A 14,883-nucleotide genomic window follows, 5' to 3' on the forward strand; every position below is an offset into this window, starting at 1 on the left:
AGCAGCATCAAGCAGCAGCGAGTTTCACAACTAAAACTAGGGTTTTCAACGATAACGAGGTGCCATCATGGCAACCGACGATACGGCGGTGATTGCCGCCAGCCTGGCTTCCGCGCGTGCTCCGAACGTGGAGACGTTCGACACGCGCGCCCTGCAACAACTCGATTCCGCCCACTTCCTGCATCCCTTCACCGACCACGCCGCGCTGCGCGACAAGGGCGCGCGCGTGATCGTGCGCGGGCAGGGCGTCTACCTGTGGGATTCGGACGGCCACCAGATCATCGACGGCATGTCGGGGCTGTGGTGCGTCAACGTCGGCTACGGGCGCACGTCGATGTCGGACGCCGTGTACCGGCAGATGGAGACGCTGCCTTTCTATAACAGCTTCTTCAACACCACCAACGTGCCGGCCCTGCGCCTGGCCGCCGAGCTGGTGGCGCTGGCGCCGCCGAATTTCAGCCACGTGTTCTTCACCGGTTCCGGCTCGGAAGCGAACGACACCGTGGTGCGCATGGTGCGGCGCTACTGGGACATCCTCGGCCAGCCCGAGCGGCAAGTCATCATCAGCCGGCGCAACGCTTACCACGGCAGCACCATGGCCGGGGCCTCGCTGGGCGGCATGGCGGGCATGCATGCCCAGGGAGGACTGCCGATCCCCGGCATCCGCCACATCGGCCAGCCGAACTATGCCGAGGCCGGGCAGGGCATGAGCGAGAGCGCCTTCGGGCTGGTCGCGGCCGGCTGGCTGGAAGAGGAAATCCTGGCAGTGGGGCCGGACAAGGTGGCCGCCTTCATCGGCGAACCGGTGCAGGGCGCGGGCGGCGTGATCATCCCCCCGAGCACCTACTGGCCGGAAGTGCAGCGCATCTGCGACAAGTACGGCGTCCTGCTGGTGGCCGATGAGGTCATCTGCGGCTTCGGGCGCCTCGGCACCTGGTTCGGCTCGGAGCTGATGGGCTTTAAACCCGACCTGATCAGCTTTGCCAAGGGCGTCACCTCGGGCTATGTGCCGCTCGGCGGCGTCCTGATCGGCAAGCGCGTCGCGCAGGCGCTGGTCGAGCAGGGCGGCGACTTCAACCACGGTTTCACCTATTCCGGCCATCCGGTCGCCTGTGCGGCGGCGCTGGAAAACCTGCGCATCCTGCGCGAGGAGCGGCTGGTGGAAAAGGTGGCGCTGGAAACCGGGCCCCACCTGAAGGCGGTCTTCGACGACCTGGCCACGCATCCGCTGGTCGGGCACGCCGAGAGCTGCGGCATGGTGGCGGGGCTGAACCTGGTCAAAGTAAAAGGGCCGAGCGCGCACGACTGCGTTCCCTTCGATCGCGCGCTGCAGGTCGGCATGCTGTGCCGCGGGCACATGTTCGAGCAGGGCGTCATCATGCGCGCGGTGGGCGACCGCATGATCGTGGCGCCGCCGCTGGTCATGAGCAAGGCCGAGATCGACGAGATGGCCGAGCGGATCTGGGATTGCCTGGATTTGACGCTGGTAGATTTGTACGCGCGCGGGTGGATCTAAGCGATGAAACGTAGGGTGGACGGCTTTGCCGTCCACGCGTTCAACCGTCATCTGAACAATCGCGACTGCGCTTCTGCTGGTTGAACGCGTGGGCGGCATTGAGGCCGCCGATCGGCAAACGTTCGGGTGGAGCCGACCACCCTACGTCTGGTGCAGGCTGTCTACCTCAAGCGCTCGCCGGAATCGTCTTCGACGGCTCGGTCCGGTTCTTGAGCACCTGCGGCGCCAGCGAACCGACGAACATGCCGGCAAACGCCGCCAGCAGCCCGGCCAGCTGGCCCGGGAAGGCTTCGCCGAGATCGGAGATTTGCGGGAAGAACAGGATCCACACGAACAGGCCGGCGGCGATCGAGACGATCGCGCCCTGGGTGGTGGCGCGCTGCCAGTACAGGCCCATCACCAGCGGCACGAAGGCGGCCACCAGGGTCACCTGGTAAGCGGAGGACACGAGTTCGTAGATCGAGGTGCCCTGCATGGCGATCGCGTACGCCAGCACCAGCACGGCGAAGATGACGATGGTCACGCGCATGGCGAGCAACTGCTGCTTGTCGCTCAGGCCCGGAACCAGGTTCTTCAGGATGTTTTCCGTAAAACTGGTGGACGGCGCCAGCAGGGTGGCCGAGGAGGTGCTCTTGATGGCCGAGAGCAGGGCGCCGAAGAACAGGATCTGCATGACGAGAGGCATTTTCGTCATCACGAAGGTCGGCAGCAGTTGCTGGTAGTCGTTGCGCGCGATGTTCATGGCGTTTTCTCCCATCACGACGACGGCGGCGGCGACGATGAACATCGGTACGAAGGCGAACAGGATGTAGCTGGCGCCGCCGATCACGGCGCCAGTGCGCGCGGTCGGTGCGTCCTTGGCCGACATCACGCGCTGGAACACGTCCTGCTGCGGAATGCTGCCGAACATCATGGTGATGGCCGCGCCGATGAAGAAGGCGATGTCGGTGAAGGTCGGCTCCGGCCAGACGCGCCACAGGTCGGCGCTCTGCGCCATGTCGAGCACGCGGCCGGCGCCGCCTGCGAGGTCCGCCGCGAAGAAGGCGATGATCGACATGCCGATCACCAGCACGATCATCTGGATGAAGTCGGTCAGGGCGACGGCCAGGAAGCCGCCGACCACCACGTAGATCAGCACGGCCAGGGTGCCGATTACCATGCCCATGGCCAGCGGCATCGCGCCGCCGGTCAGCACCGAGAATACGAGGCCGAGGGCCGTGATCTGGGCCGCGACCCAGCCGAGGTAGCTGAGGATGATGGCGACCGAGCAGAAGATTTCGATGCCCTTGCCGTAGCGCTGGCGGTAGTAGTCGCCGATGGTGAGCAGGTTCAGTTTATAGAGTTTGCTGGCGAAGAACAGGCCGACCAGGATCAGGCAGGTGCCGGCGCCAAAGGGGTCTTCGATGACGGCGTTCAGGCCGCCCTGCACGAACTTGGCGGGCACGCCCATCACGGTCTCGGCGCCGAACCAGGTCGCAAACGTGGTGGTAATGACCATGACCAGCGGCAGGCTGCGTCCTGCCACAGCGAAGTCGCTGGTATTCTTGATGCGCGAGCCCGCCCAGACGCCCAGCGCCAGCGTGCCCAGCAGATAAAGCACGACGCAAGTGATCAGTGTGGTGTTCATGGTGGCGGCGGCTCCAGGGCAATAATTATCGGGCGGAAAATCGGCGATTATAGCGGCAGAAGTTCGCCCTGAGATGCAGTCTGCGCCGTTTTTCGTGGGGTTTTTCTTTACTTTAGGAGGAACGCTGGCATGCCGACAACAACCTGGCACAAACGTGCTGCCGAACTGTCCATGGACGGGCGCGCTTTCATCGATGGCGAGCGCATCGACGCGCGCGCCGGGACGCGCTTCGACTGCCTCTCGCCGCTCGACGGGCGCAAGCTGGCCGAGGTCGCGCGCTGCGACGCGCTGGACGTCGACGCCGCGGTGAAGAGCGCCCGCGCGGCCTTCGAAGACCGGCGCTGGGCCGGCAAGCCGCCCGCCGAGCGCAAGAAAATCCTGGTCCGCTTCGCCGACCTGATGTTGCAGCATCGCGACGAGCTGGCGCTGCTGGAAACGCTCGACATGGGCAAGCCGATCCGCTATAGCCTCAGCGTCGACGTACGGCTGGCCCAGAACTGCATCCGCTGGTACGGCGAGGCGATCGACAAGCTTTATGACCAGGTGGCGCCCACCGGCGACGACAGCCTGGCCCTGGTCACGCGCGAGCCGGTCGGCGTGGTGGCGGCCATCATCCCCTGGAATTATCCGATGCTGATGGCGGCCTGGAAGATCGGCCCGGCGCTCGCCGCCGGCAACAGCCTGGTACTGAAGCCGTCGGAAAAAGCGCCCTTGAGCGCGCTGCGCCTCGCGGAGCTGGCACTGGAAGCGGGCGTGCCGCCGGGCGTGTTCAATGTCGTGCCCGGTTTCGGCGAGGAAGCCGGGCGCGCGCTCGGGCTGCACATGGACGTCGACTGCATCGCCTTTACGGGCTCGACCCGCACCGGCAAGCAGATCGTGCAGATGGCCGGGCAATCGAACCTGAAACGCGCCTGGACCGAGCTGGGCGGCAAGTCGGCCAACATCGTCTGCGCCGACTGTCCCAACCTGGATGCGGCAGTCTCCGCAGCCATCGGCTCCATTTACTTCAACCAGGGCGAGAGCTGCAACGCGCCGTCTCGCCTGTTCGTGGAAGCCTCGATCAAGGACGCCTTCCTCGACAAGGCTTTACAGATGATCCCGCAGTTCGCGCCGGGCGATCCACTCGATGAAGCCACGGTGATGGGCGCCATCGTCGACCCGGTCCAGATGAAGACCGTGCTCGGCTACATCGAGTCGGGCAAGGAAGAGGGCGCACGCCTGCTGGCGGGCGGCGCGGCGGCGCGCGTCGAGTCGGGCGGCCTGTTCATCGAACCGACCCTGTTCGACGGCGTTGACGCTTCGATGCGCATCGCGCGCGAGGAAATCTTCGGGCCGGTGCTGTCGGTGCTCTCCTTCATCAGCCTCGACGAGGCCGTGCGCCAGGCCAACGCCACCCCCTACGGTCTGGCGGCGGCCGTCTGGACGGCCGACGTCGGTAAAGCCATCCGCACTTCGCGCGCGTTGCGCGCCGGCACCGTGCACGTGAACCAGTACGACAACGACGACATCACGGTGCCCTTCGGCGGCTATAAACAGTCGGGCAACGGCCGCGACAAGTCGCTGCATGCTTTCGACAAATATACGGAGCTGAAGACGACCTGGATCCAGGTGGCTTAGTGTCGCACTTGGTGTCGCGCTGAGGGTCGCGCACCCCGCATGGCCGACGTGCTACATTGACCGGTCCGTCCCGACGGGAGAGCGGCATGAACGATGCGATGCGCGACTTTCTGCGCGACCACAACATCCACGAAGTCGAGTGCGTCATCACCGACATGACCGGTATCGCGCGCGGCAAGATCCTGCCGAAAGACCTGTTCCTCGGCGGCGGGCACATGCGCCTGCCGAAGAGCGTGCTCCTGAATACCGTGAATGGCGAGCAGCCGGACAACCTGCCGTATGTCGGCGCGACCGACCCCGACATGGTCTGCGTGCCCGACCCGGCGACGATCCGCGTCGTGCCCTGGGCTTCCGAATCCGTGGCGCTGGTCATCCACGATTGCCAGAATTTCGACGGCAGCCCGGTCGAGCTGGCCCCGCGCGCCGTGCTGCGGCGCGTGCTCGAGCTGTATGCCGGGCGCGGCTGGAAGCCGGTGGTGGCGCCGGAAATGGAGTTTTACCTGGTGGCCCGCAATGTCGATCCGCACGTGCCCCTGATGCCCCCGCTGGGCCGCACCGGCATGACGGAACTGGGGCGGCAGTCCTACTCGATCGACGCGGTCAACGATTTCGACCCCTTTTTCCTGGAGCTGTCGAGCTTTTGCCAGACCCACGAGCTGGGCGTGGAGACCCTGATCCATGAAGCCGGCGCCGGCCAGATGGAAATCAATTTCGCCCACGGCGCCGCGCTCGAGCTGGCCGACCGCGTCTTCCTTTTTAAACGCGCCGTGCGCGAGACGGCGCTGCGCCACGGCATCTTCGCCACTTTTATGGCCAAGCCGATGGAAACCGAACCGGGCAGCGCCATGCACGTGCACCAGAGCGTGGTGGACGCCGCGACCGGCCGCAACATTTTTACGGGGGCCGATGGCGGGCCGAGCGAACTGTTCTTCCATTTCATCGGCGGGCTGGAGAAATACGTGCCGCCGGCCTTATTGATGTTCGCGCCCCACGTGAATTCCTACCGGCGCCTGTCGCGCTTCCAGTCGGCGCCGACGAATGTGCGCTGGGGCTACGACAATCGTACCTGCGGCATCCGCATCCCGAATTCCTCGCCCGAGAACCGGCGCGTCGAAAACCGGGTCCCGGGCGTGGACGTCAATCCTTACCTGGCCATGGCCGCCACCCTCAGCTGCGGCTACCTCGGCATGGTCGAGGGCATTTCTCCTTCCGAACCCACCGCAGACAGCGCCGAGCACATCCACGACGACCTGCCGCGCAACCTGGAAGACGCGATCGTCCGCATGCGCCAGTGCGCACCGCTGTCGGACATGCTGGGCGGGCTGTTCGTGCAGGCGTTCTGCGAGGTGAAGGAACTCGAGTTTGCGACGTTTAGCCGTGTGATCAGCTCGTGGGAGCGGGAGCATTTGATGCTGCTGGTGTGAGCCGGTACCGTAGGGTTGACGGCTCCGCCGTCCACGCGTTCAACGCACGCATCATCAGTCCAGGTGTACGCACGATCGATCGTCTGCTGGTTGAACGCGTGGACGGGAAACCCGTCCACCCTACGTCCCTCCAGCCACGTGTAAGGTTCAGCGGTATTCCTGCAACACCGTATATCCGCCGCCATTGCCCGGCTTTGACTCCACCAGCGCATACCCAGTGATATCCCACTGCAGCGGCGGCGATTCCGGCGGCACCACGGCCTTGTTCGCGCGCCGCGCCAGCGTCACGTGGGGACGGAAGGTACGCGCCTCCGGCTCCAGGCCGAGCGCAAGCAGCGCCTCCGACAGCTTCGCATGCAGTTGCAGCAGCTCCGGCGGCTCCTCGTGCGGCTCGAGCACGGCAATCCCGTGCGACCACAGTTTCGGCACGCCGACCGACAGCGAGAAGGCCGTGAACGGCACCGCGAGACCGGCTTGCAGCTCGGGCAGGCGTTCGGTCGGGATGCCGCCGAGGAAATGCAGCGTCATGTGCAGCTTGTCCGCTGCAACCGGGCTGGCGCCGCGCGGCCAGTCCCAGCAGTCGCGGCGTTCACGCAATGCGTGGCGGATTGCAGGATCCGGCCACAGGGCGACGAACAGGCGCGTAGTCGGAGCACTACCTGGGACACTGCTCATCGCCGCGCTCCTTTTAAAAGCAGTGTTCCTGGGCCGGGAAGCTGACGTCTTTTACGCCCGTCACATAGGCGCGCACGGCGCCTTCGATGCTGGTCTGCCCCTCCATGAAATTCTTCACGAATTTCGCCTTGTGGCCGGGGAAGACGCCCAGCATGTCGTGCATGACCAGCACCTGGCCCGAGCAGTCGGGGCCGGCGCCGATGCCGATCGTCGGCACGGCGAGCAACTCCGTCGTTTCCTTGCCAAGCTGGGCCGGCACCGCTTCCAGCAGCACGATGGCCGCGCCCGCCGCCTGCAGGGCCAGCGCGTCGTTTTTCAGGCGCTCGGCGCCTTCCTCGGTTTTACCCTGCACCTTGAAGCCGCCAAGCTGGTGCACGAACTGCGGGGTCAGGCCAATGTGGGCGCAGACCGGGATGCCGCGCTCGGCGAGGAAGGCCACCGTCTCGGCGAGCCAGGCGCCGCCTTCGATCTTGACCATCTGGGCGCCGGCGCGCATCAGGGCCGCGGCGCTCTCGAAGGCCATTTCCTTGGTGGCGTAGCTGCCGAAGGGCACGTCGGCCACCAGCAGGGCGTTCTTGTTGCCGCGGGCTACCGAGGCCGTGTGGTAGACCATGTCGGCCAGGGTCACCGGCAGGGTCGAGGAGTGGCCGGCGCAGACCATGCCGAGCGAGTCGCCGACGAGCAGCATGTCGACGCCGCAGCGGTCCATCAGGGACGCGAAACTCGCGTCATAGCAGGTCAGCATGGCGATCTTGTTGCCGGCGGCGCGCATCGCATGCAGCGCGGGAATGGTCACTGCCTTCTGCACTGGCTTTGGCTGCGGCGGCGCTTCTGCGCCCGTCATGTCCTTGCCCTGCAAATACGCGCTCATAGTGGTCCTCTGAAAACAAATGAAATCGACGGCGTAGTGTAATGCGGTCGCCGGAATCGTGCCGGAACGACCATTTTTTTAGCTGCGGAAGATGAAGTAGACGGCGCCAACCAGGCACAGCGCCGCCCACACATAGTCGAGCTTGAACGGCTGGTTCATGTAGAACATGGCGAAGGGCACGAACACCGTCAGGGTGATGGCTTCCTGCATGATCTTCAGCTGCGCCAGGCTGTACTGGGTGGCGCCGATGCGGTTGGCCGGCACCTGCAGCAGGTATTCGAAGAGGGCGATGCCCCAGCTGACCAGGGCGGCAACGTACCAGGCGCGCGTGTTCAGGCTTTTCAGGTGCCCGTACCAGGCGAAGGTCATGAAGATGTTCGACAGCACGAGCAGGCCCGCGGTCTGGACAAAAACGGGAATCTGCATCTCAGTCTAGGCGGGCGATCGCCTGGCTTGCCACGGCCGGCAGGAAAGCGGCGGCGCGACCAATGCCGGGGATGGCCGTGTCGGGCGCGATCTCGAGCAGGGGCGCCAGCACGAAAGCGCGCTCGTGCATGCGCGGGTGGGGCACGATCAGGTCCGGCGTGGCGATCGACTCGTCGCCGTACAGCAGCAGGTCGAGGTCGAGCGTGCGCGGCGCGTTGCGGTAGGGCCGCTCGCGGCCGTGGGCCAGCTCGATGGCCTGCAGGGCGGCGAGCAGGGCGTGCGGGTCAAGCTCGGTCTCGACCTCGGCCACGGCATTGATGTAGTCGTCGCCCGAGGAATCGATCGGCGCCGTGCGCCACAGGCTGGACGCGGCCAGCAGCCGGCAGCCGGGTTGCGCATCCAGGCGGGCGAGGGCGTCGCGCACGTTGGCGCGCGCATCGCCCAGGTTGGCGCCGATGCCGACGTACGCGATCATTCGTCGCCAGGGCCCGCCGCCGGCGTCGCGGCCGCGCGCGGCGCTTCGCTCGTACCTGCGCCGGCGCCCGCGCCTTCGCCGCCGCGGTTGCGCGGGCCACGGCGCGGCGGGCGCTTCTTCTTCTCGCCGCTGGACGGACGCGCATTGGCCTGCGTGACGAGGCGCTCGCGCTCGCCCGCTTCGGCGTCGTAGAAGGCGCTCCACCATTCGCCGATCTCGTTGTCGAGTTCGCCCGAGGCGCAGCGCAGCAGCAGGAAGTCGTAGCCGGCGCGGAAGCGCGGATTTTCCAGCAATTTGTAAGGCGCGCGGCCGGTGCGGCGCTCGAAGCGCGGCTGCATGGCCCAGATGTCGCGCATGTCGGTGGCGATGCGGCGCTGCAGGGCCAGGTTCTCGGTCTGGGTGTCGAGCACGGCGTCGGCGGCCAGGTGCAGGGCCGGGATCGGCGCCTCGCCGGCGGCGCGGTAGGCCGTCCACTTTTCCAGCACCTGGTGCCACAGGAGCGATGCGAACAGGAAGCCCGGCGACACGCCCTTGCCCGCTTTGACACGCGCATCGGTGGATTCCAGCGCCAGGGTCACGAACTTCATGCCGATCGGCTGCTCCAGCACCACGTCGAGCAGCGGCAGCAGGCCATGGTGCAGGCCGGCCGAACGCAATTCCTTCAGGCAGGCCAGGGCGTGGCCCGACAGCAGCAGCTTGAGCATCTCGTCGAACACGCGCGCGGCCGGCACGTTGTCGATCAGCGGCGCCATGACGGGAATCGGGGCGCGCGTGGCCGGCTCGATGGTAAAGCCGAGCTTGGCGGCGAAGCGCACCACGCGCAGCATGCGCACCGGGTCTTCGCGGTAGCGCGCTTCCGGTACGCCGATGATGCGCAGGGTCTTTTCGCGGATGTCGGCGATGCCGCCGTGGTAGTCCAGCACGGTCTGCGTGGCCGGGTCGTAGTACATCGCGTTGATGGTGAAGTCGCGCCGTTCGGCGTCTTCGTGCTGCGGACCGAAGTTGTTGTCGCGCAGGACGCGGCCGTGCTCGTCCTTGGGTGCGTTGTTGCTGCCCTTGCCGCGGAAGGTGGTCACTTCCAGCAGTTCCTGGCCGAACATCACGTGCACGATCTGGAAGCGGCGGCCGATGATGAAGGCGCGGCGGAAGAGTTTCTTGACTTGTTCCGGCGTCGCGTCGGTGGCGATGTCGAAGTCTTTCGGTTTCACGCCCAGCAGCAGGTCGCGCACGGCGCCGCCGACGACAAAGGCCTTGAAGCCGGCTTCCTGCAGGGTCTGGGTCAGGCGGATGGCGTTGGGCGACACCAGTTTCAGGTCGATGCCGTGTTCCGCCTGCCCGAGGATGTTCGGTTCGGTCGGGTTGCGCTCGTCTTTCACGCCAAGGATTTTACGAATGAATTTTTTAATCATTGAAGAGATAGAGTAAAGGCCAGCCCTGGGCGCGTGCGTGGCTGGCGAGCGCGGCGCTCGGGTTGGTGGCGACCGGGTTGGACACCTGTGAGAGCAGCGGGATGTCGTTGTGCGAGTCGCTGTAGAAATAGCTGCGCTCGAAGCCGGCGAAGGGCCGTCCCAGTTCCTCCAGCCAGGCGTGCATGTGCACGACCTTGCCCGGGCCCGAGGTCGGGGTGCCGGCCAGTTTGCCGGTCAGGCGGCCGTCGGCATCGTATTCGGGCATCGCCGCGATATGGTGCTCGACGCCGAAGATGCGGGCGATCGGCGCGGTGATGTAGTGGTTGGTGGCGGTGATGATCGCCACCAGGTCGCCGGCATCCAGGTGCAGCTGCACCAGGTCGCGCGCCACGGGCCGGATCGCCGGCTCGATGACTTCCGCCATGTAGCGCGCGTAGAGCTCGTCGAGCGCGTCCGGCGTGTAGCTGGCCAGGGTGCCGAGCGCAAATTCGAGGTATTCGACCGGGTCGAGCACGCCGGCCTGGTACTGCCTGAAAAATTCTTCGTTGCGGCGCTGGTAGGCCGCGCCGTCGACGGCGCCGACGCGCACCAGGAACTGGCCCCACTCGAAATCCGAGTCGATCGGCAGCAGCGTGTGGTCGAGGTCAAACAGGGCGAGGTTCATGGTTTCGTTTCTGGCTGCGTGGAGTCCGACTGCGCGGCATCGGCCGCCGGATGTGCCTGGAGCAGCAGGTCGCGCAGCAGCGGCAGCGTGACGGGACGCTGGGTTTCAAGCGAATACTGGTCGAGGGCGTCGAGCATCGTCGCGAGCGAGCGCATGTCGCGCTTGAAATGGGACAGCAGGTAGGGTAACACGCTGGCCGACAGGGTCAGGCCGCGCGCCTCGGCAGCCTGGGTCAGCGCCGCGATCTTCTGGTCGTCCGACAGGCCGTGGATCAGGTAAATCAGGCCCCATCCCATGCGCGTGCGCAGGTCTTCGCGCACCGGCAGCACGGCTGGGGGCACCGGGCCGGTCGAGACCATGTAGGCGCCGTGCTCGCGGATCTGGTTAAACAGCGCGAAGGCATCGATCTGGGCCGTGGCGGACAGCCGGTCGCAGTCGTCCAGCAGGTACAGCGACACGTCCGGGGAATACACGAAGTCGCCGGCCGGGGCATCGGCCGCGATGTAGCGCGAGTTCGGGGTCGCGGCCAGGGCCTGCAGCAAATGGGTCTTGCCGGCGCCGGTGTCGCCCCACAGGTAGGCGAAATGCTCGCGCGATGCACGCTGCGCGAACTGGTGCATCAGGTGCGCCAGTTCGGCATTTTCCCCGACCTGGAAGGTATCGAGGCTGTGCGCCGGCTCGGCGCCTAGATCGAGCACCAGCTGTTTCATGGCGTTCGTTTCATCCTGGAAGTGTCATACGCATGCAGCATTATAAAAGCTGTCGCGCAGAGGAGGGCAACGCCGGGGTGCGCAGGGTTGATACCCGCTGCGCCAGTGCCTCCGGGAGCGCCGGCGCGAGGGCAGGCTGGGTGGGCTCCGGATGGCGGGAAGAATGGCATGTTTTTGTTGTTATCTCGGTTTGGCAGGTTGGCCGGGCCGTTTTGTTAAAATAGCGGATTGACTGGAATCAGTGCTTGATTACGTCTACGCCTTCTATTTTACCGCCTCCGCTGCCAAATACCATGAGCCAACCATCTAATGTTTCTCTCTCCTATCGCGACGCAGGTGTCGATATCGACGCCGGCGACGCCCTGGTCGAAGCGATCAAGCCGTTTGCCAAGCGCACCATGCGGGAAGGCGTGCTCGGCGGTATCGGCGGTTTCGGCGGCCTGTTCGAGATCAGCAAGAAGTTCAAGGAGCCGGTGCTGGTCTCCGGCACCGACGGCGTCGGCACCAAGCTGAAGCTCGCCTTCGAACTGAATCGCCACGACACGGTCGGCATCGACCTGGTCGCCATGAGCGTCAACGACATCCTGGTGCAGGGTGCGGAACCCCTGTTCTTCCTCGACTACTTCGCTTGCGGCAAGCTCGACGTAGCGACGGCGACCGCGGTGGTCAAGGGCATCGCCGAAGGCTGCGAACAGTCCGGCTGCGCGCTGCTCGGCGGCGAAACGGCCGAAATGCCGGGCATGTACCCGGACGGCGAATACGACCTGGCCGGCTTCGCGGTCGGTGCGGTCGAAAAGTCGCAGATCATCGACGGCAGCAAGATCGTCCCGGGCGACGTGGTGCTGGGCCTGGCTTCGTCGGGCATCCACTCGAACGGCTATTCGCTGGTGCGCAAGATCATCGAAGTGGCGAAGCCGGACCTGGAAGCCGACTTCCACGGGCGCAAATTGTCGGACGTGCTGATGGCCCCGACCCGCCTTTACGTGAAACCGCTGCTGGCGCTGATGGCGGCGATGGAAGTCAAAGGCCTGGTGCACATCACCGGCGGCGGCCTGGTCGAGAACATCCCGCGCGTGCTGCAGTCGAACTTGACGGCAGTGCTCGACGGCGCGTCGTGGACGATGCCGCCGCTGTTCCAGTGGCTGCAGCAGCACGGCGGCGTGGCCGATTCCGAGATGCACCGCGTGTTCAACTGCGGCATCGGCATGACCGTGATCGTCTCGGCCGAAAACGCGGACGCGGCGATGGCCCAGCTGCAGGCGGCCGGCGAAACCGTGTACCGCATCGGCGAGATCCGCGCCCGCGAAGAGGGGCAAGCGCAGACCGTGGTGCTGTAAGGCGGAACGGTCGGCAATAAAGAAAGGCGCTCCTGGGGAGCGCCTTTTGTTTTTGGCCCGACAAAAGCTTCAGTTTGCCGCCCCCTTGCCGATGTGCTGGTCGAGGAATTTCTCGACCCGGCCCCAGAAATCGATCCGGTTCTCGACCAGCGACCAGCCGTGTCCTTCGTTCAGGTATTCGATCCATTCGACCTGCTGGTTAGTGGCTTTGAGCGCGTCGCGGAAGCGTTGTCCCTGCACGAGGGGCACCCGCAGGTCATGGCTGCCGTATGCCAGCAGCAGCGGATGCCGGATGCGCTCCACCTGGAAGATGGGCGAAGTTGCCTTCAGTTGGGCTGCGTCGTGGACCGGGTCGCCTACCAGCTCGGGCATGCCGTAGCGTTTCCATTGTTCCGGCAGGTCCGAGTCGAAGCGCCAGTGACCGTCGTAGAGGAGCTTGATGTCGGTGACACCGGCCCAGCTGATCGCGCACCGGTACAGGTCCTGGTCCTTGGCCAGCCCCATCAGCGCGGCATAGCCGCCGTAACTGGCGCCCGCGATGCAGACGCGCTTCGGATCGGCGATGCCTTGGGCAATCGCCCAGCGTACGCCGTCGGCGATATCGTCCTGCATCGCCAGTCCCCATTGTTTCCAGCCTGCCCGGAAGTGCGCCCACCCGAACCCGGTACTGCCGCGGAACTCGGGTTGCAGCACCGCATAGCCACGCGAGGCCAGAAATTGGGTTTGCGGGTCCCAGCCCCAGGTAGCGCCGCGCACATAGGGGCCGCCGTGCACCAGCACGACCAGAGGCAGGTTCTTGCCCTTGCCGCCGGGCGGCAGCGTCAGCAGGCCAGGGATATCGAGGCCGTCGCGCGCTTTGTACCGTACAGGCTGCTGCCTGCCCATCGCCGCCGGATCGATGCCGGGCCGCGTGTCGCCGACCTTGCTAAGCGCATCGGTTTTTGTGTCGAACAGGTAGAGGACCGGAGGCCGGGCGTCCGAATACGATTCGACCAGCACCCAGGGGACGTTGGCGCCGCTGGCGACGCTGATCAGGTTCGCGGTCCCCGGCAGCAGCTTGTCGAGCCGTTGCTGGAGGGTCTGCATCGCCGGGTCGAACCAGACATTCGACTCGGCATCGGTACGCAACCTGACACCGAGCAGCTTGGCGCGGTTGCGTACCAGTTCGCCGTCGAAGTCGTAGCCGCGCGTGACCAGCACCGGTTCCGGATTGATTTTTCCGGTGGCAAAGTTAAAGGTGTGAAGCGCGCTGGTGTCCTGTCCCCCGGCGGCGGTGACATACAGCACGCCATCGGCACCGAAGCCGACGGGCGACACGGCACTGCCGCTTCCGCCATAGGTCTGTTGCTGGCTGACGACGCGCCAGGTGCCCGTCGCCGGATCGCGGTAGTGGATGGTGGTCGTGCCCCGCTCCGAACCGATCGCCAGGCGCGGCTCTCCTTTGTTGTCGAGCAGCCATTGATCGACCTTTCCAGGTGCGGGGACACGCTGGGTACGTCCGGTCACGGTGTTCAGGCGCAGCAAGTGGGTATGCAGAACCGTCCAGTGACTGTCGAGCTCCAGGCTTTCCACGTAGATGTGCTCGGAGTCCTCGGCGCCGGCCTGGTCGAGCATGAAGGTGTGCCAGGGCAGGATGCGCTTTTCGAAGTTCGAACCGGTTTCCCTGTTGTACAAGTCGGAGCGGCGTTCCACCAGTTGGACCAGCTTGGCGCCATCCCTGTTCACGCCGTACAGGCCGGGTGCGTAGCGGCGTTCGCCAGGTGCGGCCAGCCTGTCGGTGACGTCGAATACGAGGCGCTCGTCGTTGACCCACTGGAAGGAGCGGATGTCCGCGTCCCCATAACCGGCCACCAGCTTCGCCGTGCGCGTCTCAAGCTCCACCACCACCAGATAATCGCGGCGCCCGGGTGCCCCGGAACGCGCGGCGAGGAACTTGCCGCTGGGTGAAAGCCGCGCCTGGCTGAGGGTGGGATTTTCAAAGAAGGCGGCCGGCGGCGGCAGGGCTGCAGCGCGCTCGGCCTGTGCCGGAGCGGTGAGGAAGAAGAATGCCAGCAAGGCTGGCGGGCAGATCCGGGCAAGAAGCTTGGGCATGGCGATCCATCAAAAAGGTAAACGGCTGCTATCCCGAACGG

At 65.7% G+C, this 14,883-nt stretch carries 13 protein-coding genes; 4 read left to right on the top strand and 9 right to left on the bottom strand.

Going from position 1 to position 14,883, the window contains the following annotated elements; genetic code table 11:
• Positions 1–67: 67 nt before the first annotated feature.
• The gene (locus ACWCIA_RS17020; protein ID WP_454165145.1) at positions 68–1,516 is read left to right on the top strand and encodes an aspartate aminotransferase family protein; all 1,449 of its coding nucleotides are present in this window, start codon (positions 68–70) and stop codon (positions 1,514–1,516) included.
• A 166-nt stretch (positions 1,517–1,682) separates the two neighbouring features.
• Here ACWCIA_RS17020 and ACWCIA_RS17025 read toward each other — a convergent pair whose 3' ends face one another.
• Positions 1,683–3,143, bottom strand: coding sequence for a sodium:solute symporter family protein (locus tag ACWCIA_RS17025; protein WP_454165146.1), 1,461 nt, complete (start codon positions 3,141–3,143; stop codon positions 1,683–1,685).
• Positions 3,144–3,272: 129 nt separating this feature from the next.
• On the opposite strand from ACWCIA_RS17025, the gene ACWCIA_RS17030 reads away from it, so the two are divergent.
• The gene (locus tag ACWCIA_RS17030; RefSeq protein WP_454165147.1) at positions 3,273–4,760 is read left to right on the top strand and encodes an aldehyde dehydrogenase; all 1,488 of its coding nucleotides are present in this window, start codon (positions 3,273–3,275) and stop codon (positions 4,758–4,760) included.
• An 86-nt stretch (positions 4,761–4,846) separates the two neighbouring features.
• Positions 4,847–6,184, top strand: a complete 1,338-nt coding sequence (locus ACWCIA_RS17035; protein WP_454165148.1) for a glutamine synthetase family protein — start codon at positions 4,847–4,849, stop codon at positions 6,182–6,184.
• Between the two features lie 147 nt (positions 6,185–6,331).
• Here ACWCIA_RS17035 and thpR read toward each other — a convergent pair whose 3' ends face one another.
• The 7 genes from thpR to hda form a co-directional block, all read right to left on the bottom strand.
• Positions 6,332–6,859, bottom strand: a complete 528-nt coding sequence (gene thpR, locus ACWCIA_RS17040; RefSeq protein WP_454165149.1) for an RNA 2',3'-cyclic phosphodiesterase — start codon at positions 6,857–6,859, stop codon at positions 6,332–6,334.
• A 13-nt stretch (positions 6,860–6,872) separates the two neighbouring features.
• Complete coding sequence (gene panB / locus ACWCIA_RS17045; RefSeq protein WP_454165150.1) at positions 6,873–7,730, bottom strand: 3-methyl-2-oxobutanoate hydroxymethyltransferase; 858 nt, start codon at positions 7,728–7,730, stop codon at positions 6,873–6,875.
• Positions 7,731–7,808: 78 nt separating this feature from the next.
• Complete coding sequence (locus ACWCIA_RS17050) at positions 7,809–8,156, bottom strand: DMT family protein (RefSeq protein ID WP_454165151.1); 348 nt, start codon at positions 8,154–8,156, stop codon at positions 7,809–7,811.
• 1 nt (position 8,157) lies between these two features.
• Positions 8,158–8,631 (bottom strand): 2-amino-4-hydroxy-6-hydroxymethyldihydropteridine diphosphokinase, encoded by a 474-nt coding sequence (gene folK, locus ACWCIA_RS17055; protein ID WP_454165152.1) that lies wholly within the window; start codon positions 8,629–8,631, stop codon positions 8,158–8,160.
• On the bottom strand, positions 8,628–10,040 hold the full coding sequence (gene pcnB, locus ACWCIA_RS17060; RefSeq protein WP_454165153.1) for a polynucleotide adenylyltransferase PcnB: 1,413 nt from the start codon (positions 10,038–10,040) through the stop codon (positions 8,628–8,630). Before pcnB ends, folK begins: the two co-directional genes overlap by 4 nt.
• The gene (locus ACWCIA_RS17065; RefSeq protein WP_454165154.1) at positions 10,033–10,704 is read right to left on the bottom strand and encodes an HAD family hydrolase; all 672 of its coding nucleotides are present in this window, start codon (positions 10,702–10,704) and stop codon (positions 10,033–10,035) included. The genes pcnB and ACWCIA_RS17065 overlap by 8 nt, the downstream gene beginning before the upstream one ends.
• Positions 10,701–11,414, bottom strand: a complete 714-nt coding sequence (gene hda, locus ACWCIA_RS17070; RefSeq protein WP_454165155.1) for a DnaA regulatory inactivator Hda — start codon at positions 11,412–11,414, stop codon at positions 10,701–10,703. Before hda ends, ACWCIA_RS17065 begins: the two co-directional genes overlap by 4 nt.
• A gap of 293 nt (positions 11,415–11,707) precedes the next feature.
• Between hda and purM the strand changes: the two genes are divergently transcribed.
• Complete coding sequence (purM, locus tag ACWCIA_RS17075; protein ID WP_454165156.1) at positions 11,708–12,751, top strand: phosphoribosylformylglycinamidine cyclo-ligase; 1,044 nt, start codon at positions 11,708–11,710, stop codon at positions 12,749–12,751.
• 69 nt (positions 12,752–12,820) lie between these two features.
• Here purM and ACWCIA_RS17080 read toward each other — a convergent pair whose 3' ends face one another.
• The gene (locus tag ACWCIA_RS17080) at positions 12,821–14,842 is read right to left on the bottom strand and encodes an alpha/beta hydrolase family protein (RefSeq protein WP_454165157.1); all 2,022 of its coding nucleotides are present in this window, start codon (positions 14,840–14,842) and stop codon (positions 12,821–12,823) included.
• Positions 14,843–14,883 lie beyond the last annotated feature (41 nt).

It is taken from the genome of Massilia sp. SYSU DXS3249 (assembly GCF_053668055.1).